The following is a 20,917-nucleotide window of genomic DNA, read 5'->3' as shown; positions in this document are numbered from 1 at the left end:
CCATGTACGCCTCGCTCGCGGCCGTCCGCCGCCTCCTGGTCCTGGCCACCCTCGCCGCGCTGCTGGTGGGGCTGACGGCGACGTTCGCGACCGCGCAGACCGACGACGGGGTGGACGCCGGCACGGCCACGTCCACCCGGGTCGAGATCCTGCCCGTGTCCGGCTTCCTCGACCCGCCGGTGGTGGCACAGATCGAGGAGGTCCTCGACGTCGCCGAGGCCGACGGCTCGCAGCTGGTCGTGCTCCAGCTCGACTCGCGCGGCGGCGTGTCGGTCGACGCCGCGGCACTGGTCGACCGCATCCGCGCCTCCAGCGTCCCGGTCGCCGTGCTGGTCGGCCCGCTCGGCGAGGCCACCGACGCCAGCGGCGCCGCGGCACTGCTGTGGCTGGCCGCCGACGTCCGGGCGGCGTCCGCCGATGCGCTGGTCGGCCCGATCGAGCCGATCACCTTCGACGACCGCGTCGACACCCCGCTCGAGCACGACGTCGTCGACCTCGTGGTCGCGGCCGGGGGTGACCAGCAGGCCGCGGCCGCGCTGTACGCGGGCGCGCTCGACCCCGGCCAGCTCGCCGACGCCGGCCTGCTCGACCTCGAGGCGCAGGGACTCGAGCCGCTGCTGCTGGAGCTCGACGGCGTCACGCCGGCCGGCAGCGACCAACAGCTGCGCATCCGCGGCGACGAGGTCGAGGTCCGGTTCCACAGTCTCGGACTCGTCCGTCGCCTGCTGCACGCCGCGACCACCGCACCGTTCATCTACCTGCTCCTCACCGTGGGGCTGGGGATGCTGCTGTTCGAGTTGTTCCAGCCGGGGTTCGGTGTGGCCGGCCTGGCGGGTGTGATCACGGTCGGGATCGCCGGCTTCGGGCTGAGCGTGCTGCCGGTCGTGTGGTGGGCGGTCGCCCTGGTGGTGCTCGGTCTGCTGCTGTACGCCGTGGACACCGCCATCGCCGGGTTCGGGCCGGTGACCGTGGCGGCCACCGCGGCGTTCGTGGTCGGCTCGCTGAACTTCTACGCCGCCGACGCGCTGGCGCTGCCGGTGTGGCTGGTGGTGGCGACGGCCGGAACGGTGCTGGTCTTCTTCGTGTTCGTCATGACCTCGCTGCTGCGGGCACAGGCCGGTCCGGAGGGCGTGTCGGTCGAGGACCTCGTCGGTCGGCCCGGCATCGTCCGTTCGGTGCTCAACCCCGAGGGCCACGTCTACATCGACGGCGCGCTGTGGCGGGCCCGCTGGACCGGCGAGACCCGTCGCGCCAAGGTCGGCACCCCCGTCCGGGTGCACGCGGTCGAAGGGGCGGTCGTGCTCGTCGAGCCGTTCGACGCGTCCACGCCCGCCGGTGCACCGACCTCCGGTGCCGGTGCCGGCTCGTCCGCCCGCGACTGACGCCGGCGCCTGCCGGCTCCGAGGGCCTGGCGGTCGGATCGATCCGCCGTACGTCGGGGCTTGCAACCGGACGGGCTGGCCGGAGCCTTCCGTGCGCCCTGGTCCGCACCGACCGACGTGCGGACGCACGGATCGCGCTCAGGGCCGCCGCGACCGTCGATCCGTGCGTGCTGATCTGCACAGGGCCGGCTCCCGACGCACGTGCGTCGTACCGGAGCGCAGGCTGGGCTGGGTCTCGGACTACCTCGCCGCCGGGACCGAGGCAAGCCCTGGTCGGATGGCTGTTCGGAACCGGCGGGTGGATGGTCCTGCTCGCCCCGTGGTCGCGCGTGCGCTCCGCGTCGAGCGGAAAACTGGGTCTAGTCAGACCGGGGGAGGCACCGTTAGGGTTCGCGCGGGGAGCGACGAACCGGAGGGAAGCCATGCGACTCGTTGGACCGACCATCCTGTTCGCCACGGAGGGGTGGGAACAGCAGGCCGGGTGCCGCACCGAGGACCCGACGCTGTTCTTCGGACCGCCCGGCTTCGAGAGCAAGCACGACCGGCTGCGCCGGGAGGCCGAGGCGAAGGCCGTGTGCGCCGCCTGCCCCGCGATCGTGGCGTGCCGTGAGCAGGCGCTGCTGACCGGGGAGTCGTACGGGGTCTGGGGCGGCCTCGGCGAGGCCGACCGACGCGCGGTGATGGCGCGCCGTGACCCGCGACTGGCCGCCCGCGCCGGCTGATCCGCCCTCCGGGCCCGCTCGCCGGTTGCCGGAGCCGCGTCCGCTGCGGTAGGAACGCAGCCGAGACGTCGACCCGCGACGACCGCGACCTGAGAGGCGCCCGTGACCCGCTGGGAATACGCCACCGCCCCCCTGATCAGCCACGCCCTGCAGCAGATCCTCAACCAGTGGGGTGACGACGGCTGGGAACTGGTGACCGTGGCCGACAACGTGGCCTACTTCAAGCGTCCGAAGGGCGAGTGATGGGTGCCGCCGACCGTCTCGCCGAGCTCGGGCTGAGCCTGCCGGACCCGCCGGCGCCCGCCGCCGCCTACGAGCCGTGGTCGCAGCTGCCCGAGACCGCCGGCGGGCTGGTGTTCACCGCCGGCCAGCTGCCGCTCGTGGACGGCTCGCTGCCGCGCACCGGCAAGCTCGGCGCGGAGCTCACCACCGAGGAGGGCGCCGACCTCGCCCGTGCCGCGGCCCTCAACGTCCTCGCCGTCGCCGAGGCCGCACTCGGGGATCTCGACCGGGTCGACGTCGTCAAGCTGACGGTGTTCGTGGCCTCGTCGCCCGACTTCACCGAGCAGCACCTGGTGGCCAACGGCGCATCGACGTTGCTGGCCGACGTGCTCGGCGACGCCGGGGTGCACGCCCGTTCGGCGGTGGGGGTGCCCGTGCTTCCGCTCGACAGCCCCGTAGAAGTGGAGGCCATCCTCCGCCCGCGGTGACCCCGAACCGGGGCGCCGTCCCGGACTCGACGACGAGGTCGCCATGCCCCGCCAGCCCGATGCCGCCCACGCCCGCCCCGACGGGGTCGACGACGCCACCGTCGAGGCCACCGGCACGTTCGGTGAGGCCTTCGAGTGGATCGTGCGGGCCCGCGGCGCGCTCTACACCTTCCACCAGGAGATGGGGCGCGCCGACCTGCTCGTCGGTGAGGGCATCGACAAGTTGCGCGAGGCCGGGCAGGACGAGCTGGCGGACGAGCTCGAGACGACGTGGCTCGGCCGCAACGCGATCCAGGACCGCTGGACGTTCGAGATCGTCGAGGACTTCGACCGCACCTACTTCGACGTCGCCACCGACTGCGAACGCCGCGTGCGCGAACAGCTCGTCGAGGGGCGCCACCACGTCCACGAGGCGGAGATGAAGGCGGCCCGCCGTCAGGACGGCCCGACCGGCGACTGACCGGCCGGCGCCCCGTCCGGCGCCGTCCCGCCCGCCGCTGCGGCGAGCGCGCGGTCGTGGCCGCGCCCGGTCACCCGTCGCCGGCCGTCGCCGTCGGCCACGGTCAGGCCGGCGGCGTCGAGGTGCTCGAGCAGCGGGATCGCGTACTTGCGGGTCGTCCCCCAGGCCTGCTTCGCCTGGGCCGCGGTGAACGCCCCGACCTCGTCCTCGAGCCGGACCAGCCGTGCCAGCGCGGCCGGGACCGCGGCGCCGGCGAACACCAGCCCGCCGGTCCGCACCAGCTTCCCGCGATGGACCAGGCTCGTCACCAGCCGGTGGTCGATCCCGTGCCGGGCCGTGAGCACGCCGAGTTCCTCGGGCGCGAACGGTCGCGCGAGCAGGTCGGCCAGCAGCGCCCGGACCCGTGCGGCCGTGCCGGCACCCGCCCTCTCGGCGTGCTCGGCGAAGGCCAGCCCGCCTCCGACCCGCACCAGCCGTCCCTGCGCGAGCAGCCCGGCCACCACGGCGTCCGCCACGGCCGCCGGGGCCCCCTGTTCGCGAAGCGTCGTGCGCAGCATCCACCGGTCCACGGTGGTGTCGCCCACCTGACGGGCCGTACCGACGATCCACCGCTCGAGGTCGTCGCGGCCGACCAGGGCCTCGCCGACGACGGCGACCGTGCGCCGGGTCGCGGCGGGCGCCGCCGTCAGGTCGGCCGCCGCCAGGACGTCCGCGGCCGGCCGCCAGCCGTGGGCGGCCAGCCGCAGCAGCGCCGCCGGCCGCTCCGCGGGGGGCGCCGTCGCCGCCGCCGCGAGCGCCGTCGCGTGGGCGCCGCGTCCGGCCGGACCGCGCGGACGACGGTCGGGGGCCGGGTCGGCGACCACCCCGCCGGCGACGGTCGCGCGCCGTCCGGCTTCGCGCAGCACGACCCGGTCACCGACGACCAGGGGGAGTCGGGCCTCCAGTACCAGGCGTACCGGCCCGTGCCCGGGGCCCTCGAGCGGGCCGTCGAGGGGCAGCACCCGGCAGCCCACCGCCGCGCTGCCGACGTGCAGGGTCCACGCGCCCGTCCGGTCGACCTGCTGGCCGGGCAGCACCCGCAGCCAGGCGTCGAGTTCGGCGGTGGCACGCCAGCCGCCGCCACCGACGAGCGCGTCGCCGCGGCCGATCGCGTCGCGGGCCAGGCCGGTCAGGTCGAGCGCGACCCGCATCCCCGGTGCCGCCTCGGCCACCGGTCGGCCCAGCGCCTGCAGCGCGCGGACCCGGCCCACGTCACCCGAGGTCGGGACGTGCACCGGGTCACCGGGACGGAGCCGGCCACCCGTCAGCGTGCCGGTGACGACGGTGCCGATGCCGGGCGGGGCGAACACACGGTCGACCCACAGGCGCGGTCGACCGCGGTCGTCGGCGGCGGGCAGCGCCGTCAGCCCTTCGGCGAGCACCGTCCGCAGTCGCGCGAGCCCACGGCCGGACACGGCGTCGACGGCGACCACCGGTGCGCTCGCGAACGGCGTGCCGGCCAGCCGCTCGGACGCCTCCGCGACCACGGCGGCCAGCCGCGCGTCGTCGACCGTGTCGGCCTTGGTGACCGCGACCGCCACCCCGGGGACCTCGAGCAGGTCGAGCACGTCGCGGTGCTCGTCGGACTGCGCCGACCAACCGTCGTCGGCGGCGACCACGAACAGCGCAGCCGGGGCGGCCCCCGCACCGGCCAGCATGGTGCGCACGAGCCGTTCGTGCCCGGGCACGTCGACGAACGCCACGGTCGTCGTCCCGAACGTCGTCCACGCGTAGCCGAGCTCAATGGTCAGTCCTCGGCGACGTTCCTCGTCCAGCCGGTCGGGCTCCATGCCGGTCAGCGCGCGCACCAGCGTCGACTTGCCGTGGTCGACGTGGCCGGCGGTCGCGACCGTGCGGTGTCCGGCCGGCGTGGCGGTGTCGTGCCGCCCGGCGACCGCGGCGGTCATGCCCGGCGCGCCGCGACCACGGCGGCGACCACCTCGGCGTCCAGGCTCGGCGGGACGGTGCGCAGGTCGAGCAGCACGCGCCCGGCCTCGACCCGGCCGACGACGGGGAGCTCGCCGACCCGCAGCCGGGCCGCGAGGTCGTCGGGTGTGTCGGTTCGCAGCGCGACCGCCCACGACGGCAGCGTCGTGCCGGGTGACGACCCGCCGCCGACCAGCCCGTCGCTGGGGAGCACCTCGGCGTCCTCGAGCCGTGCGGCCATCGCGGTGGCCCGCTCGTGCAGCGCGTCCGGGTCGGCGTGCAGCATCGCCACCGTCGGCACGTCCGCCGGCAGCGGGTCGCGCAGGTGAGCCTCCAGGGTCGCCTCGAGCGCCGCGCGCTGGAGCTTGTCGAGGCGCACCGCCCGGGCCAACGGGTGCTGCTCGCACCGCCGCAGCAGCGCCGCGGCGCCGACGACCAGTCCGGCCTGTGGCCCTCCGAGGAGCTTGTCACCGGAGAAGATGGTCAGGTCGGCGCCGGCCCGCACGGACGCCTCGACGCTCGGTTCGCTGGCCAGCGGCCCGTCGGTGGCCGTCCGGATCAGCCCGGAGCCGAGGTCGTGGACGACGGCGACGCCCGTGCGGCGGCCGAGGTCCGCCAGTGCCGCGATGCCGACCTCCTCGGTGAAGCCGACGACGTCGTAGTTCGAGCGGTGCACCTTCAGCAGCAGCGCGGTGTCGTCGGTGATCGCGTCGCGGTAGTCGGCGAGCCAGGTGCGGTTGGTCGTGCCGACCTCCACCATCCGTGCACCCGAGGCGGCCATGACGTCGGGCAGCCGGTAGGACCCCCCGATCTCGATCAGCTCGCCCCGGCTGACGATCACCTGGCGGCCGCCCGCCAGCGCGGCGAGCACGAGCAGCAGCGCGGCCGCACCGTTGTTGACCACGGTGGCGCGTTCGGTGGCGCACAGTTCGGCTGCGAGCGCGCCGACGTGCGCGGTCCGCGAGCCGCGGGTGCCGCGGTCGAGGTCGTACTCGAGGGTGGTGTAGCCGGTGGCGTCGGTGACCGCGGCCCGTGCTGCGGCGGACAGCGGCGCGCGCCCGAGGTTGGTGTGCAGCACCACCCCGGTCGCGTTGACCACGCGGGTCAGTCGTCCGGCGCGTCGCTGGTGCAGGGCCTCGTCGGCCGCGGCGAGCAGGTCGGCCTCGGCGGGGACCTCACCGCCGTGCGTGCGCAGCCGCGTGCGGACGGCGTCGAGCTCCGCGCGCACCGCCGCGGTGAACGCCGGGCGCCCGTGCGTGGCCAGCGGCTCGGCGGCCGCGTCGGCGCGCAGCAGCGCGTCGAGCTGCGGCAGGCGCGCCAGCGTCGGGTCGCCTGCGTGCGCCGCCATGCCGGTTCCCTCGGTCGTCGTCGGGGCCGACAGCCAACCACACGGCACGCCGGCATTGCCGAGCGGGGCCGCGGACGCGATGCTGTGGCGGCCGTTCGGCCCGATCGGCTGCTCCCGGTGTCCCAGCCCGACGGCATCATGGAAAACCGGACAGCACGTCGCCGTCGTGGTTCGGGCGGTGCTCGGCCCGTTCGTCGCCGCACCGAGTGGCACGGCTGGCTCGCCGTCTGCGGAAAGGTCCGTCATGGAGGCGTCGGAGTTCCACCCCCGGTCGGTCGACGACCTGCGGGTGTCCGTCGATCCCACGGCGCCCGCGTCGGCGCCGGCCCTGGCGCTGGCCCTGGCGGCGGACGTCGCGGAGGCCGTGGAAGCGCTGGTCGACGGGCTGCTGGCCGGCCAGGACGTGCTCCCACGCACCCGGGCCGACCTGACCGACGCCCGGGCCCGCCACCGGCAGCTGCAGGCGGTGACGAGGCGTGCGGTGGCGGCCGCGGCGCCCGGCGCGCCCACGCGGGTCGAGGCGCTCGCCGCCGAACGGCTCGGCGAGCTCACCGTGCGGTGCCTGCACCTGTTGCGCCGCGCCGCCCAGGCCGGCGCCGATGCCGACCTGCCCGGCCTCGCCCCGGACGTCCGCGAGGCGTTGGTCGAGCTCGGCGCCGTCGCGGCCGCTGCCCACCGCACGGCGGTGCCGGCCTCCCCCCAGCGAGGCACGCTGGCGCGGCTGGTCGAGCTCGACCGGCGGGCGTCCCGGTTGCGGGCACGCCTGGTGGCGGTCGGTGCCCCCGACGGCGACGGCCGGGCGGACGCGACCGACGACGCGCGTGCGGACACGGGGGACGACGCGGATGCGGATCCGGCCGTCACCGCCGGTGCGGATCCGGGCCGTGGTGCACGTGGTGACGACACCGCCGGTGAGGCGCTGACCGTCCTCGCGCGGTGCCTCGACCGGGTCACCGCCCACGCGGTCGGCATCGGCTGCGAGCACGCCAGCCTCGCCGGTGGCGGTGCCCCGGTGGACCGTCGGCGCACGCGACGTCGGCGCGGTGGACGGGCGCCCTGGCGCGTCGCCTGACGCTGCCGGCTCAGTCCGGCGGCTCCTGCCGCGCGCGACGCCGCGCCTGCAACAACCGTGACGCACCGCCGGCCTCCGGTGGCGACGGCGACGGGGCCGCGGACGTCGGCCGGGGTGCGGCAGTCGAGGACGTCGCCGCCGGCGCGGTCGTCTCCGCCGGTTCGGACGACGCGGACGTCGAGGCCGGCGTGGACGTCGAAGTCGGCGTGGACGTCGAAGTCGGCGTGGGGGTGGGTGTCGGGGCCGGTGCCGTTCCGTCGGCGGACCGGGACGCGCCGTCGACACCGGCCGCCCTGCCGTCGGGGTCGTCGGTCGTCCGGGCGCGGCGGCGGGCGTCGGCCAGTGACGTCGCACCGGTCGCGGGCACTGCGGACGCAGCGGCCGCCCGGCCACGGGCCGTCCACCACCGGCGCAGGTCCCCCGGTTCGAGGCGCAGCCGTCGCAGACCGACGTCGACCGGGAGGGTCACCAGCGCCGCGAGCAGCAGCCAACCGGTCAGGTCCCGCGGCGTGCGTCCCGGCGTGGTCCCGTCCCGCAGGAACGCCTGCTCGGGCGTCGGGTCGTGGCGCCCCAGCGTCCCGACCAGCGCGGCGGTCGCCGTGTCGCTGCCCGTGCTGGCCGCGTACTCGGCCGGGTACGAGCGCACCGCGGTGACGGTCTGCCGGGCGAGCTCGGCGCCGGCGCGCTCGACCCGGACGGTCACCGCGTGCACACCGCTGCCGCTGGCCGGCACCGTCGCGGCGAACGCGTCGAGGTCGGTCCGGTGCAACGGCACCTCGCGACGGGTGCCGTCGGGATCCACGACGACGGCGTCGACGGTGACGTCACCCGGGAGCGGCTCCCCGCTGCCCACCGCGACCTCGAGGCCGTCGGCGGTGACGTCCGCACGCACGTCCAGCGCGCCCCCCTCGTCGTTCGGCAGCGTCGAGCGCACCAGGGCGCCCCACAGGTCACGGGCGCCGTCCCATCCCGACCACGGCGAGGACCATCGCGGCGCCGCGTCCGAGGTCCAGGCCGCCACGGTGCCGAGTCCCGCCTGCCAGGTCGCCAGCAGCGGATCGCGCTCGTCGCCGATGCGCAGCAGCGTGCGGGCGGTCGGCTTGGCCGTCGTCGCCACGTACCCGAGCAGCGGCGGTGAGGCCTCCAGGGGGGCGGTCACCTCGTCGACCGCCGTGACGACGGGCGTGAACCGGCCTTCCTCGACGAGCGGCCGGGACACCAGCTGCACCTCGCTGGCCAGCACCGACGGGATCGAGCCGAGGTCGCGGCCCGGGTAGTAGCGCCCACCACCGGAGCTCGCCATGCGCTCGAGCAGGCCGTCCTGCCCGGCGTCCCCGGCGCCCTCGCCGGTCCCGACCACCGACAGGGTGATGCCCTCGGCGGCCGCATCGGCAGCGATGCGCTCGAGTCCCGCCTCGCTGGTGAAACCGTCGGTGAACAGCACGATGTGTCGCAGGCGGGCGTCGGCGTCCTTCAGACCCGCGATGGCCTCCTCGAGCGCCTGGCCGATCGAGGTGTCCCCGTCGGGGTACAGCCGGCCGAGGGCGTCGTCGACGATGGCGGACGAGGGCACCTGCTGCAGGGGCAGGACCCACTCGGTCTCGGTGTGGAACGCCAGCACGCCGACCGTGTCCTGGGCGTCGAGGTTCTCGATCGCCCGCGCGACCGCCTCCCGGGAGATGTCGGTCTTGTTCGGCCCCGCCTCGGTCGACACCGGACCGCCACCGAAGCCGTCGGGACGACAGTGACAGGCGCCCATCGAGCCCGAGACGTCCACGACCAGCGCCTGGGCGACCGACGGACGTCGCTGCGGGTCCTGGACCCGGGCGAACACCGGCAGCAGCTCCTCGAGCCGGGTGCCGTCGTACCCACCGACGCCGTAGGACCGTTCGCCGCCGACCACCGTCAGTCCCCGGCCGGCGTCACGGACGTAGGCGTCCAGCGCGACGGCACCGGCCTCCCCGACCTGCTCGGCGTGGACGTCGACGAGGACCGTCGCGTCGTGGCCGAGCAGGCGGTCCAGCGTCGGGAACCCGTCGGCGGCCGCGAGCCGGGTCACCGGCAGACCGCCCGCCTCGAGCAACCGGACCAGTTCGTCCGCGTCCCCGCCTCCGCCGTCGCCGGTACCGCCCTCGACCACCAGCACGCTGGCCGGCCCCTCGACCTGCACGGCTCCGACGCCGAGGTCGTTGCGGGGTTCCACGCTCGCGGCCGACTCCAGCCGGGCCTCGTAGCGCACCGCACCGGCGGCGTCGGCGGTCTCGTCGGTCGACGCGGCGACGCGGGGGAAGGCGACCTCGGTGCGTCCGGGCGGCAGCGACAGCGCCCGGCGGTCGACCTCGTTCCCGTCGGCGCTGAGCACCACGGTCGCACCGGCCGGCGCCGTGCCGGTGTTGGTGGCGACGACCACGACGTCGTAGGCGTCCCCGAGACGCACCCGCGAGGGCACGCGGACGTGCTCGACCAGGACGTCCGCGCTGCCGACGTCGCCACCGAGCGGGACGACGTCGACCGGGACACCGGCCTCCTCGAGCTCCCCGATGGCCTGGGCAGCGTCCCCGCGGGTCGCGAACCCGTCGGTGAGCAGCACGACCCGGCGCCGCTGCTGCGAACCGGCCAGGCCGTGCGCGAGCCGCAGTCCGCGGGCGAGGTCGGTCTCGGTGCCGTCGACCCGCACCGTCAGCGGACCCGGCTCGGCGTCCGCCCGCAGCCCGTGCTCGACCTGGGCGTCGCGGCCGACCGCGGCGACGGCCAGCCGGTCCCCGCGCCCCTGCGCCGCGCGGGCCCCGGCGATCCAGTCCTCGGCCTGGGTGCGGGTGGCCAGCGTCGAGTCCGAGGCGTCGACGACGACCACCACGTCGACGCCTCGTCCCGGGGCGTCCCAGCGGGGGCCCGCCAGGGCGAGCACCAACGCGGCCACGGCGAACGCCCGCAGCGCGGTGGCGCGTCGCAGCGCCGTCGGCACGGCCGTCGGCCGGGGGCGCCCGCCCGGGGCCACGGTCCGGGTGCGTCCGAGCCACACCACCAGCGGCACGGCGGCCAGCGCCAGCAGCCACCCGGGCGTCTCGAGGTGCAGCGGCCACCAGCTCACGAGGGCACCTGCCCGTGCGACGCGACGTCCTCGTCGTCCAGTGCCCGGCGGACGCGGGCCAGGCGGGCACCGCGACGGGCGTGGAGCCACTGCCGTCCACCGTGGCTCCAGCCCCACTCCACCAGCAGCAGCACGAGCGCCGCCAGGACCAGGGGCCAGGCCAGCGCCTGCAGGCCCTCACCGAGGGTCGGTTCCCCGCCCGCCGCCGGCGTGCCGGGTTCGGGTCGCGCCCGGGCCAGGTCGCCCTCCTCGAGCGCGGCGGTCACCGACAGCGTCGTCGGGGCCGCCACCGGCCCCTCCGTACCGGCGTAGGCGAGCTGCCAGGGCCCGACCAGGTCGACCTGCAGCGTGGGGGCGCCCGGGTCGACGCGGACCTCGTGCCCGTCGGGGGCGGTCGCGACGATGCCGGTGGTGCCCGCCGGGGAGGGCAGGGCGACCACCGACCCGGCCGGCACGGCAGCCGTCCCGGCGGCACCACCGGTCAGCCAGCGGGTGGTGTTGGCGACCAGCAGGGGCCACGCGGGTCGCAGCGGCAGGTCGGAGGCGAGCAGGTCGAACGGCAGGGCGACCGCCGGTGCGTCACCCACCCGTCCCGCATAGAGCAGCCCGGCGTCCGGGGCCGAGGCGAGCACCGTGAGCTGTGGTGCCTCGAGCACCCGGGTGGTGGCGACGGCCAGGCCGGTGAGGTCGACGTCGGCGAGCAGCGGGTGGTCGGTCGACTGGTAGGTCAGGGCGGGCAGCTCGGCGTCCCCGATCGCGCTCACGTCGTCGGGCCACCGCGTGGGCGCCACCAGCAGGGTCGGGACCGGCAGGCTCGCCGGTGCGTCGACCCGGTCGACCACCAGCAGGTCGACGCCGGTCAGCGTGTCGGGGACCACCGGGGCGCTCTCGACGGTGAGGCCCGGGACCGCGCGCAGCGCGGCCTGCAGGAACGTGTTGCCCGGGCCGGCCAGCAGCACCCGCAGGTCACGGTTCTCGGCGAGCACGGTGCTCGCCGTGTCGTCGAAGGGCAGTGCGTCGGGGACCTGGCCGGTCACGTCCGCGTCGAGCTCCAGCCGGGCACCGAGCGGAGCCCCGGTGTCCCCGGCGACGGCCGGGACGGTCACCACGACGTCCTCGGTGGCGCGCGGGGCCAACCGCAGTGCTTGCTGGAGCACCGTGCGGCCGTCCACATCCAGCGCCAGCCGGCCGGTCACCGCCGTCTGGGCGAACGAGCGGACCTGCACCAGCACCTGGTGTTCCCCGCTGCCGAGCGGCGCCGAGGTGATCCGGGTGATCGCGACGTTGGGTCGGTCGGTGCCGACCGCCGAGACCGTCAGGCCCGGCGGTGCGAGCGCCATCGCGTCCGCCGACACCATCGCGTCGGTCAGCAGGTGCACGACCGTGCGCTGCCCCGGCCGTTGCAGCGAGGTGGCCAGGGTGAACGCGTCGGCGAGGTCGGACGGTGCGTGGCGGGGCGCGATCGTCCCGAGCGCGCGGGCGACCTCCCGCGCGTCGGTGGACCCCGAGAGCACGATGCGCGCGCGGGGGCCGCCCTCGACGACCGAGACCTCCTGACCGGGGGCCAACGTGGAGGTCAGCTCGGTGGCCTCCCGCCGCGCCAGCTCCGCCCTGGTGACCCCGTCCTCGTCGGCCAGCATCGAGCCCGAGGCGTCGAGCACCAGGATGGTGTGGTCGCCGAGGGCGACGGGCACCGGGACCGCCGGCCGTGCCAACGCGACGGCGAGGGCCAGCAGCGCCAGCAGCACCAGCCAGAAGGTCGCGTCCCCGCGGAAGCGCTGCCACGGGGTCGCCGCCGTGGCCGGCCGCTCGACCGCCCGCCACAGGAACGTGGAGCCGACCACGACCCGGTGTCGTCGGGGTCGCAGCAGGTACCACAGCACCAGCGGGAGCGCCGCGGCGGCGGCCAGCAGACCCCACGGTGTCAGCAGCCGCACGGCGAGCACCCCCGTCGCGGCCGAACGTGCCGGTGGCCGGTCATCGCACCAGTCCCAACGCCGGCAGTTCGGCCAGCAGCAGCTGTGGCAGGTCGACGTCGGTCGGGACCAGCACGTGCGCCGCACCGATCGAGGCGCACACCGCCGCGACCGCGTCGAGATGGGCCCGCAGCGCGGCGGCGTAGGCCGCGGCGGTGTGCTCGTCCCCGCCGACCTCGACCTGCGCCCCGGTCTCCGCGTCGACCAGCCGGACGTCGTCGGTGAGCGTGGGGTGCAGCTCCTCGACGTCGAGCACCTGTAGCACCAGGACGTCGCGGTCCCGGGCACCGGCGGCACGCACCGCGGCGTCCCAGCCGTCGAACAGCAGGTCGCTCACGAGGACCAGCGGGCCGGTCGCGGCGGTGCGCACCGCCCGCCCGAGCGCCGCGGCGAGGTCGGGCCGGCCTGCCGGGTCGTGCGGGGCCGCGACCCCGTCGTCGGCGTCCGCGGCGTCCGACGCCACGCCCGTGGACACGGCCGAGGTGGCGTCGGCCGAGGCACGCCGGTCGCCGCGGCCCGTGCCGGCCCAGGTGCCGGACCCGGCGCTCAGCAGCAGCCCGGCCTGGGCGAGGGCCCCCGGCCCACGTGCCCAGCCACCGGTGACCTGGTCGGTGCCGGTCGCCGGGTCGTGTGCCACCAGCCAGAGTCGCACGCCGTCGCGGGCCCCGAGCACCGTCAGCGCTGCGGCGAGCCGATCCGCGGTCCGGCGCTTGCGCGCGGTCATCGAAGCCGAGCGGTCGAGCACCACCTGGGCGGCCGCGTCGTCCTCGGCCTCGGTGAGCGTCACCTGGAGTCGACCGTGTCGGCGGGAGGCGGACAGGTCGATCCGTCGCGGGTCGTCACCCGCCACGTACTCGCGCACGTCGGCGAACTCGATCGAGGTGCCGAGGCGGCGCGAACGGTGGCCGCCGACGTAGCGGCCCCGGATCCGACGGCGTGGCGTGAGCTGGTGCCGGGCGAGCTGGGCCACCAGGGCATGCGGCAACAACGCCCCGGCGGCCGGCGGGGCGGTCATGCCGGCACACGCGGTGCGGGCACCGCGTCGAGGACCGAGGTGACGACGTCGTCGGGGGAGACCCCGGCGATCTGCGCCTCGTAGCCGAGCACCAGCCGGTGCCGCAGACACGGCAGGGCGGCCTCGCGGACGTCCTCCACCGACGCCTGCAGCCGGCCGTCGAACAGCGCCCGCACCTTCGCGGCGAGCACCAGCGACTGCGCCCCACGGGGCGAGGCCCCGTTGGCCACGTAGCGGCGGACCGCCTCGGACGCCGACGCCCGCTCGGCGTGCGTGGCCTCGACGAGCTCGGCGACGTGACGCAGCACGTGCGACGCCATCGGCACCTGCCGCACGAGCTGGATCGCCGCGAGCAGGTCCTCGGTGGACGCGACCGCCTCGACGGTCGGCTCGCTGGTACCGGTGGTGCGCACGAGGATCTCGACCAGGTCGTCCGCCGACGGCGAGGGCACCAGCACCTTGGCCAGGAAGCGGTCGAGCTGCGCCTCGGGCAGCGGGTAGGTGCCCTCCATCTCGATCGGGTTCTGCGTCGCCATGACGAAGAACGGACGCGGCAACTCGCGGGTCACCCCCGCGACGGTGACGCGACGCTCCGCCATGGCCTCGAGCAGGGCGGACTGGGTCTTGGGTGTGGCGCGGTTGAGCTCGTCGGCGAGCAGCAGCTGGGTGAACACCGGGCCGGGCTCGAAGCTGGCCTGCCAGCCGCCGGCGCCGGTGGCGTCGCCGCCGCCGAGCACCGTGGTGCCGACCACGTCGGCGGGCAACAGGTCGGGCGTGCACTGCAGCCGGGTCGAGTCCATCGACAGCGTCTGCGCCAACGTGCGCAACAGCATCGTCTTGCCCAGCCCCGGCACGCCCTCGAGCAACACGTGGCCGCCCGCGAACAGGCAGGCGAGCACGTCGCGGACCAGGTCGTCCTGCCCGACGATCACCCGACGCAGCTGGGTCTCGACGTCGGCGGTCAGCCGGGCGAAGCGGTCGGGCGCCATCGGCGTCGGCACGGGTGGCTCCTGTCGCGCCCCGGTCACTGGGCGAGCTGGTCGAAGTAGTCGCGCACCAGATCGCGGCGGCCGGCGGGGAAGCCGGGCCGGTCGATGGTGCGCGTGGCGCGGTCCTGATAGGTCCCGAGCACGTCGCGGTAGGGGACGAGGGCGTCGTTGACCTCGCCCGGCCCGAGGCCGCGGCCGACCTGGGCGTCGGGACCCTGGCCCGAGTCGCTGCCGCCGAGGTACCAGTCGTCGCCCTCGCTGCCCACGCGGGGCGGCGCGAACACGGTGTCGAGTTCGGGGCCGGCACCGGTGGCGCCCGTCCCGGTCGGCTCGGGGACCCGGCCCGTGCCGGTGTTGCCGTCACCCGGCTGCACGCCGCGGCCACCGCCACCCTGGCCCGCCTGCCCCTGCCCCTGTCCCTGGCCCTGTCCCTGTCCCTGGCCCTGGCCCTGTCCCTGGCCCTGGCCCTGTCCCTGGCCCTGTCCCTGGCCCTGGCCCTGTCCCTGGCCCTGGCCCTGTCCAGGGGCGGTGGCCTCGCGCAGCGTGCGCTGTGCCTGGTCGAGCAGGGCGTCGGTGGCTTCGAGAGCGCCCTGCCCGGCGGCGGACGCGACCGCCCTGCCGACGGCGCCCGATGCCGCGGAGGCCGCCCCGGCGGCACCGGCCTGGTTCCCCGCTGCGGCCGCCTCGGCCGCCTGGGTGAGTGCCTCGGCGAGCTCGGGCTGACCGCCCCGGACGGCCGCGGCCAACTCCCGGAGCCGCTCGGCCAGTGCGGCGGTGTCCTCGACCCCGCCGGCGGCCAGCGCGGCGGCCAGGGCGTCGAACTGGGCCCGCACCGACTCGCCCGCCCCCAGCGGCTCGCGACCGAGCTCTCGGGCCAGTCCGTCGAGCGCGGCCCGCTGTCCGTTGCGCCCGGGGTCGAGCTCACGTGCCAGGGCACCCCGCTCGGCGGCGAGGCGCTCGAGCGCCTCGTCGAGCGAGCGTCCGTCGAGCTGCTGGGCGACCTGCTGCAAGCGTTCCGCGGCGGCGGCGCCGGGCTCGCCCGCTGCGGTGAGCTCCTGCGCGTCGCGCTCGAGGTCCTCGGCCGCCCGTTCGACCGCCGCGGCCTCGCGAGCCCGTCGGTCGCGTTCGTCGCCATGCCGGTCCGGTGCGGCCGCCAGCGCCGCGACCGCGATCACCAGCACGCCGGCGAGGAGGAGCCAGCGCCCCCCTGGTCGGGGAGCCGGCGGCAGGTTGCGCACGTCCGCGGCCGCCGCGTCCGCCTCCACGAGCTGGCGACGCGCCAGGTCGCCGAGCGGCGCGTCGGCACCGTTTTGCCGCGACTCGAGCGCGGTGCGGTAGCGGTCCCTGGCGTCCAGTAACCCGTCCACCGCGCCGGCCGCCATCTCGTCGGGGACCGGCCGCAGCGCGACCGCGACGAGGACGAGCAGGGCCGCCGCGGCTCCGGCGCCCAGCACCGGCCCGGTCACCACGGGCAGGAGCACCACCTGTGCCGCGAGCAGCCACAGCAGCACCACCCCGGCGGCCGCGGCGGTGACCGGACCGATCCGGTCCGTGAGCCGCACCCGCCGCACCCGTCGTCGGCCGCGCGCGAGCAGGGCGTCGAGACCGGGAGTCGCCGGCAGCGGCGGGGCCGGGATCGGCGCCGCCTGCGCGCGGACGGACGGGGCCACGGACATCGTCAGGTCCCCCGCAGCCCGTCGCGCGGACCGAGCGAGCGGGTCGCCGCCAGCAGCGCCAGGAAGCCGAGCGCGAGATGCACCGCGAGGGTGATCGGCCACACCAGCGGCCGGCCGGCGTCGGGCGCCTCGGGGCCGAAGCCGCCGGCCAGCGGTTGCGCCCCCACGGGGTCGAGGGTGTCGTCGCCGGGCAGCACCAGCGCGAACGGGCTCAGCACGCTCGGCATGCCACCGGAGAAGGCGGCACCGCTCGACGCGCCCGTGGCGTCCGCCAGCGCGTAGAACGGGTTCACGTAGAGGGCGAGCGGGCGCTGGCCGTCGCGCATCTCGAAGTCGCGGGCCGCGAACTCGGCGAACGCCGCCAGCGGCGTGCCGACGACCAGGAACAGGACCATGCCGTAGGTCAGGACGACGGCCCCGGTGGTCCGCTGCGCCCGCGCGGAGATGCCGATCGCCATGGCGGCGACCGCCACGGCCACGACCACCACCACCAGCAGGCCCTTGACCAGGTCACCGACCGTCGCCCCGCCGAGCACGAAGGCCGTCGCCGCGAGCGGGGCGGTGACCAGGACCAGCAGCACCGACCAGGCCGACGCCGCACCCAGCTTGCCGAGCACGATGCGCCACGGGGTGAGCAGCGTGATGCGCAGCAGCCCGAGGGTGCGGCGCTCGCGTTCACCGGCCAGTTGCGCCGCCGCATAACCCGGTGCCACGAACAGCACCATGCCGAGCACCCCGGCCAGCAGGTTTTCGAGCAGGAAGCGTCCGAGCACCGGACCGCTCGCGCTGACCGGCGCCCAGCCGTCGACCGCCTGCTGTTCGAGGTAACTGGTGGCGATCCAGCGGGCGCCGAGCAGCAGCAGGGCCAGGACGCCGAGGTAGGCGCTCAGGACGAACGCCGCCCGCGGGCCCCGCCAGCGTTCGAGCAGTTCCCGGCGCAGGACCGGGTTGAGTTCGGGAGCCTTCATCGGACCACCCCCTGGGTCACCGAGAGGAACAGTCGTTCGAGGCCGCCACGGTCCTCCCGGAAGTCGGTCACCCGGACCCCACCGACCACCAGCGTGCGCAGCAGTTCGGCCGCGGCCGCCTCACCGCCGACCACCTCGCAGCGCAGTCGGCCCTCCTCGGGGGTGACCAGGGCGCCGGTGCCGGCGGCGAGGGTGGCGGCCACGGCCAGCGCGTCCTCGCCGCCGAGCACCCGCACCGTCACGGTGGAGGACGCCTGCACCGCACCGCGGATCTCGTCGGCGGTGCCCTGCGCGAGCACCTTGCCGGCCTCGACGATCGCGACGCGGTCGCACAACTCGTCGAGCTCGGCGAGGATGTGCGAGCTGATCACGATCGTGACGCCCTGGACGGCCAGTTCCTTGACGATCTCGCGCAGCTCCACCCGGGCCCGCGGATCCAGACCCGAGGCCGGTTCGTCGGCGACCAGCACCTGGGGGTCGTGGACCAGCCCGCGGGCCAGCGACAGGCGCTGCTGCATGCCGCGCGACAGGCCGGCCACGTCGGTCGCGGCCTTGTGCGACAGCTCGACCAGCTCGAGCAGCGCGTCGACCTGGGCCGCACGTCCCTCGCGGGGCACCTCGTAGGCCGCGGCGAAGAAGTCGAGGTACTCGCGACAGCTGAGCCCGTCGTAGAGCCCGAACGTGTCGGGCACGTAGCCGACCACGCCACGGACCGCGCGCGGGTCGGTGACCGGGTCGTGGCCCAGCACGTCGATGCGGCCCTCGTCGGGGCGCAGCAGGGTGACCGTGGCCAGCATGGTGGTGGTCTTGCCGGCCCCGTTGGGGCCCACCAGGCCGAACACCCCGCCCCGGGGCACGTCGAGGTCGAGACCGTCGACGGCGGCCAGGTCCCCGTAGCGCTTGGTCAGACCCCGCACGGTGACCGCGGCCGCCGGGGGCGGTGGCGGGACCGGTACGTCGTCGGAGACGGACTCGATCGTGTCGCTCACGCGCCCACCTCCAGGCCGAGACCACGTTGGCCGAACGGCAGGAACCCGGCGTTGCGGGCCCGCACGAGCACCTCGCCGAGCGGCGAGACCACCCGGTCCACCGACGCGCGGCCCGCGTCGTCGAAGACCTGGTCGAGCGCGACCCAGCGTTGTGCCTGCCGGTCGAACACCTCGAAGCCCACGGTGGTGTCCGGCTGCTCGACCGTCGGGTCGTCACCGATGCGGACCGCGATCTGGCAGCTGCCGTCCTCGAAACAGGCCTCGATGCGCTGGTCGTCGCCGCCGCACTCCCGGCTCGCCGGCGGGCAGGCGATCTCGGGCCCGCAGCCCTCCTCGGGGTCCGAGGCGACGCCGTCGGCATCGATCTCGGTCACCTCGAAGCAGCCGTTGGACCAGGGATCGGCAATCCCGTGGTCCATCGGCTGGACCTCGCCTCCGGCCATCAGGGTCGACACCAGCGTCGTGGCGGCCGCCGGCTCGGGAAGACGGAAGCGCAGCAGCAGCTGCTCCTCGCCCTCGACCGACAGCGGGTGCTGGCGCCATGGCGACCACGGCCCGTTGCGCACGAGGTCGCGGCGGATCTCGTGGGGGAGCACGTCCCCGCCGGCGTGGTCCGGGGTCACACCGACCGCGACGAACGCGCCACGGTCGTCGAGCTCCCCGCCGACGCGGGGCCGGGTCAGCCCGAGGTCGTCCGTGCTGGCGGCGGTCACCCACACCGCGCCGGGGCTGCGGTCGAGCATGCCCCAGGCCAACAACCGTTCGGCGACGTCGGGTTCGGGACGTTTCCCCACCTCCCGTCCCGGAGGTTCGCCGACCATGCGCAGGCCCCGGTCGCCGGGCGCTCGCGCCAGGGTGTCCTCGAGGTCGTCGACGGTGACCGTACGCCGTTCCCCGGGGCCGAGCTCCCCGACCTCGGTGGTCGAGGTGGCCACCAGGACCCGGACCTGCGCGAGCCGGTGCTCGGTGCGGTTGGCGAGCTCGACGTTCAGGACGCCGTCGTCGAACGTGGCCGTGACCTCCAGCGGCGCGGGTGCCGTCGGCGCGCCGAACGCGATGGCGGTGGTCGTCTGCAGGGCCTCGAGGCGGGTGCGGAAGGTCGTCTCGTCGCCGTCGAAACTGGCGGCGGAGGCGACGTCGGACCACGAGGTGCCGATCATCGTGTCTCGGGCGCCGGGCAGCACGACCTCCTGGACGCCGCGCGCCGGGGCCTGCACGTGCATCGCGGTCACCTCCTGGCCGACGCCGTCGAACCACCAGGCCGCGCGCGTCACCGGCGTCGCGGTCGGCGCGCTGCCGGCGGCCGTGAGCGCCGCCACGACGGTGAAGACCACCGTGATCGCCGGGATCGTCACCCAGGCGAGCTCCCGACGGCCGGCACGCCGCACGACCAGGGCGTTGACCGGGCCCACCAGGAGGAGGTAGGCGAGCACGAACGCGATCGCGCCCCGAATGCCGGGCAGCGTCGTGCCGCCGCCGAACAGCCGGTTGCCGACGTCGCCGTCGTCGGTGTTGCCCAGCGGGCCGCCGAGGTCCACGCGCGGCTGCAGGAGTTGGCTCCAGATCTCCGGGTCGTCCGCGGGGCCACCCTCGCCGGGGGCCCCCGCCAGGGCCACGACCCGGCCGCGACCGGCGGGGGTCGCGGCGGCCACCGTGGTCGCGCCCTCGCCGCCGAGGTCGGCCGCCGAGGCCGCGAATGCCCCGTCGACCGCCACGAGTCGCAGCTGCCCGTCCGCGTCGGTGTCGGTCGACGCCAGCGGGTTCCACGGCAGGGGCAGCGCCTCGTCACCGGCCCGGATCGGGACCAGCAGGTCCAGCCCCGAGGCGACCGCCACCGCCAGGTCCTCGCGTCGGCCGTCGTCCATCGCCCGCAGGTCGCCCGCCGACACGACCAGGGCGTCGAGGGCCTCGAGCGCCCGTGGGCCGAGGTCGAGCACCGCCGGGTCGACCCGCACACCTCGCACGGCCCGGTCCAGGGCGGCGGTGTTGAGCGGCGTCGGCAGCTGGGGTGCGGCCCCCAGGCCACCGACCAGGACGTCCTCGACGCCCAGCTGCGGGCGGGGGAGCGTCACCCGGGTGCCGTCGTCGGCCACGAACGCGGCCTGGACCTCGTCCGCCGGAGGCAGCAGCACGAAGAAGACCTTCGTGGCGCCCGCGGAGACCTCGACCCGGCGGGTGTCGCTCGCGCGGCTCGAGCCCGTGGACGCGATCTCGAGCTGGCCGGCCATCGGCACCCGCGGGGTGAACTCGACCTCGAGGAGGGTCCAGACCGCTCCGCCGGTGCCCCGTCCGAACCCGGCCGTGACGCTCGCGCCGAGCTCCGCCCGACGCAGCGCGGGCTCGTCCTCGGCGCCGAGCGCACCCGGCGTCCCCGGACCGGCCAGCAGCGCGGCGAGCGCGACCACGGACGCGAGCAGCACGGCGGTGCCCCGACCCCCGGTCGACCGCCGTCGACCGTGCGCGCGCAGGCGTCGTCCGAAGCCACCTGTCTCCAACCCCGTCCCCTTCGTACGCGCCGCAGGCCCTGTCGGCCCTGGGACGTCGCCGATCCCCA

16 protein-coding genes are annotated in these 20,917 nt (G+C 76.2%); 6 read left to right on the top strand and 10 right to left on the bottom strand.

The features are described 5' to 3' along the window. Window positions 1-2: 2 nt before the first annotated feature. From ELR47_RS00945 to ELR47_RS00930, 5 genes are all read left to right on the top strand, one after another. Window positions 3-1,382: an NfeD family protein gene (locus ELR47_RS00945; protein WP_130648184.1), complete on the top strand. Its 1,380-nt coding sequence runs from the start codon at window positions 3-5 to the stop codon at window positions 1,380-1,382. A gap of 422 nt (window positions 1,383-1,804) precedes the next feature. Then, the gene (locus ELR47_RS00940; RefSeq protein ID WP_130648183.1) at window positions 1,805-2,104 is read left to right on the top strand and encodes a WhiB family transcriptional regulator; all 300 of its coding nucleotides are present in this window, start codon (window positions 1,805-1,807) and stop codon (window positions 2,102-2,104) included. Between the two features lie 102 nt (window positions 2,105-2,206). Continuing rightward, the gene (locus ELR47_RS18070; RefSeq protein ID WP_165403758.1) at window positions 2,207-2,347 is read left to right on the top strand and encodes a hypothetical protein; all 141 of its coding nucleotides are present in this window, start codon (window positions 2,207-2,209) and stop codon (window positions 2,345-2,347) included. Beyond that, on the top strand, window positions 2,347-2,814 hold the full coding sequence (locus ELR47_RS00935) for a RidA family protein (protein WP_130648182.1): 468 nt from the start codon (window positions 2,347-2,349) through the stop codon (window positions 2,812-2,814). Before ELR47_RS18070 ends, ELR47_RS00935 begins: the two co-directional genes overlap by 1 nt. A 43-nt stretch (window positions 2,815-2,857) precedes the next feature. Continuing rightward, the gene (locus ELR47_RS00930; RefSeq protein ID WP_130648181.1) at window positions 2,858-3,274 is read left to right on the top strand and encodes a hypothetical protein; all 417 of its coding nucleotides are present in this window, start codon (window positions 2,858-2,860) and stop codon (window positions 3,272-3,274) included. Here ELR47_RS00930 and ELR47_RS00925 read toward each other — a convergent pair. Both ELR47_RS00925 and selA read right to left on the bottom strand, forming a co-directional pair. Next, window positions 3,250-5,220, bottom strand: a complete 1,971-nt coding sequence (locus ELR47_RS00925) for a selenocysteine-specific translation elongation factor (protein ID WP_130648180.1) — start codon at window positions 5,218-5,220, stop codon at window positions 3,250-3,252. The two genes, ELR47_RS00930 and ELR47_RS00925, sit on opposite strands and share 25 nt — an antisense overlap. Beyond that, the gene (selA, locus tag ELR47_RS00920; RefSeq protein ID WP_130648179.1) at window positions 5,217-6,587 is read right to left on the bottom strand and encodes an L-seryl-tRNA(Sec) selenium transferase; all 1,371 of its coding nucleotides are present in this window, start codon (window positions 6,585-6,587) and stop codon (window positions 5,217-5,219) included. Before selA ends, ELR47_RS00925 begins: the two co-directional genes overlap by 4 nt. A gap of 244 nt (window positions 6,588-6,831) precedes the next feature. On the opposite strand from selA, the gene ELR47_RS00915 reads away from it, so the two are divergent. Beyond that, complete coding sequence (locus ELR47_RS00915; protein ID WP_130648178.1) at window positions 6,832-7,659, top strand: hypothetical protein; 828 nt, start codon at window positions 6,832-6,834, stop codon at window positions 7,657-7,659. Window positions 7,660-7,669: 10 nt separating this feature from the next. On the opposite strand, the gene ELR47_RS00910 is transcribed toward ELR47_RS00915, so the two are convergent. Genes ELR47_RS00910 through ELR47_RS00875 form a run of 8 tightly spaced genes read right to left on the bottom strand, consistent with a single transcriptional unit; the run spans window position 7,670 to window position 20,783 of the window. Beyond that, window positions 7,670-10,750, bottom strand: coding sequence for a VWA domain-containing protein (locus ELR47_RS00910; RefSeq protein WP_130648177.1), 3,081 nt, complete (start codon window positions 10,748-10,750; stop codon window positions 7,670-7,672). After that, the gene (locus tag ELR47_RS00905; RefSeq protein ID WP_165403757.1) at window positions 10,747-12,687 is read right to left on the bottom strand and encodes a vWA domain-containing protein; all 1,941 of its coding nucleotides are present in this window, start codon (window positions 12,685-12,687) and stop codon (window positions 10,747-10,749) included. The genes ELR47_RS00910 and ELR47_RS00905 overlap by 4 nt, the downstream gene beginning before the upstream one ends. Window positions 12,688-12,727: 40 nt before the next feature. Beyond that, on the bottom strand, window positions 12,728-13,741 hold the full coding sequence (locus ELR47_RS00900; RefSeq protein WP_130648175.1) for a DUF58 domain-containing protein: 1,014 nt from the start codon (window positions 13,739-13,741) through the stop codon (window positions 12,728-12,730). Next, a complete protein-coding gene (locus tag ELR47_RS00895; protein WP_205745376.1) occupies window positions 13,738-14,742 on the bottom strand; it encodes an AAA family ATPase in 1,005 nt (334 codons plus the stop codon). The genes ELR47_RS00900 and ELR47_RS00895 overlap by 4 nt, the downstream gene beginning before the upstream one ends. Window positions 14,743-14,765: 23 nt before the next feature. After that, window positions 14,766-16,406: a hypothetical protein gene (locus tag ELR47_RS00890; RefSeq protein ID WP_130648174.1), complete on the bottom strand. Its 1,641-nt coding sequence runs from the start codon at window positions 16,404-16,406 to the stop codon at window positions 14,766-14,768. A gap of 2 nt (window positions 16,407-16,408) precedes the next feature. Continuing rightward, window positions 16,409-17,374, bottom strand: coding sequence for an ABC transporter permease (locus ELR47_RS00885; RefSeq protein ID WP_130648173.1), 966 nt, complete (start codon window positions 17,372-17,374; stop codon window positions 16,409-16,411). Then, window positions 17,371-18,363: an ABC transporter ATP-binding protein gene (locus ELR47_RS00880; RefSeq protein ID WP_205745375.1), complete on the bottom strand. Its 993-nt coding sequence runs from the start codon at window positions 18,361-18,363 to the stop codon at window positions 17,371-17,373. The genes ELR47_RS00885 and ELR47_RS00880 overlap by 4 nt, the downstream gene beginning before the upstream one ends. Next, entirely contained in the window at window positions 18,360-20,783 is a 2,424-nt protein-coding gene (locus ELR47_RS00875) for a hypothetical protein (protein ID WP_130648172.1), read from the bottom strand. Before ELR47_RS00875 ends, ELR47_RS00880 begins: the two co-directional genes overlap by 4 nt. Window positions 20,784-20,917 lie beyond the last annotated feature (134 nt).

The organism is Egicoccus halophilus, from assembly GCF_004300825.1.
Taxonomy (GTDB): Bacteria; Actinomycetota; Nitriliruptoria; order Nitriliruptorales; family Nitriliruptoraceae; genus Egicoccus; species Egicoccus halophilus.
The sequence above is the reverse complement of the archived record's forward strand: the minus strand, read 5'-3'. Positions and strand labels throughout refer to the sequence as shown.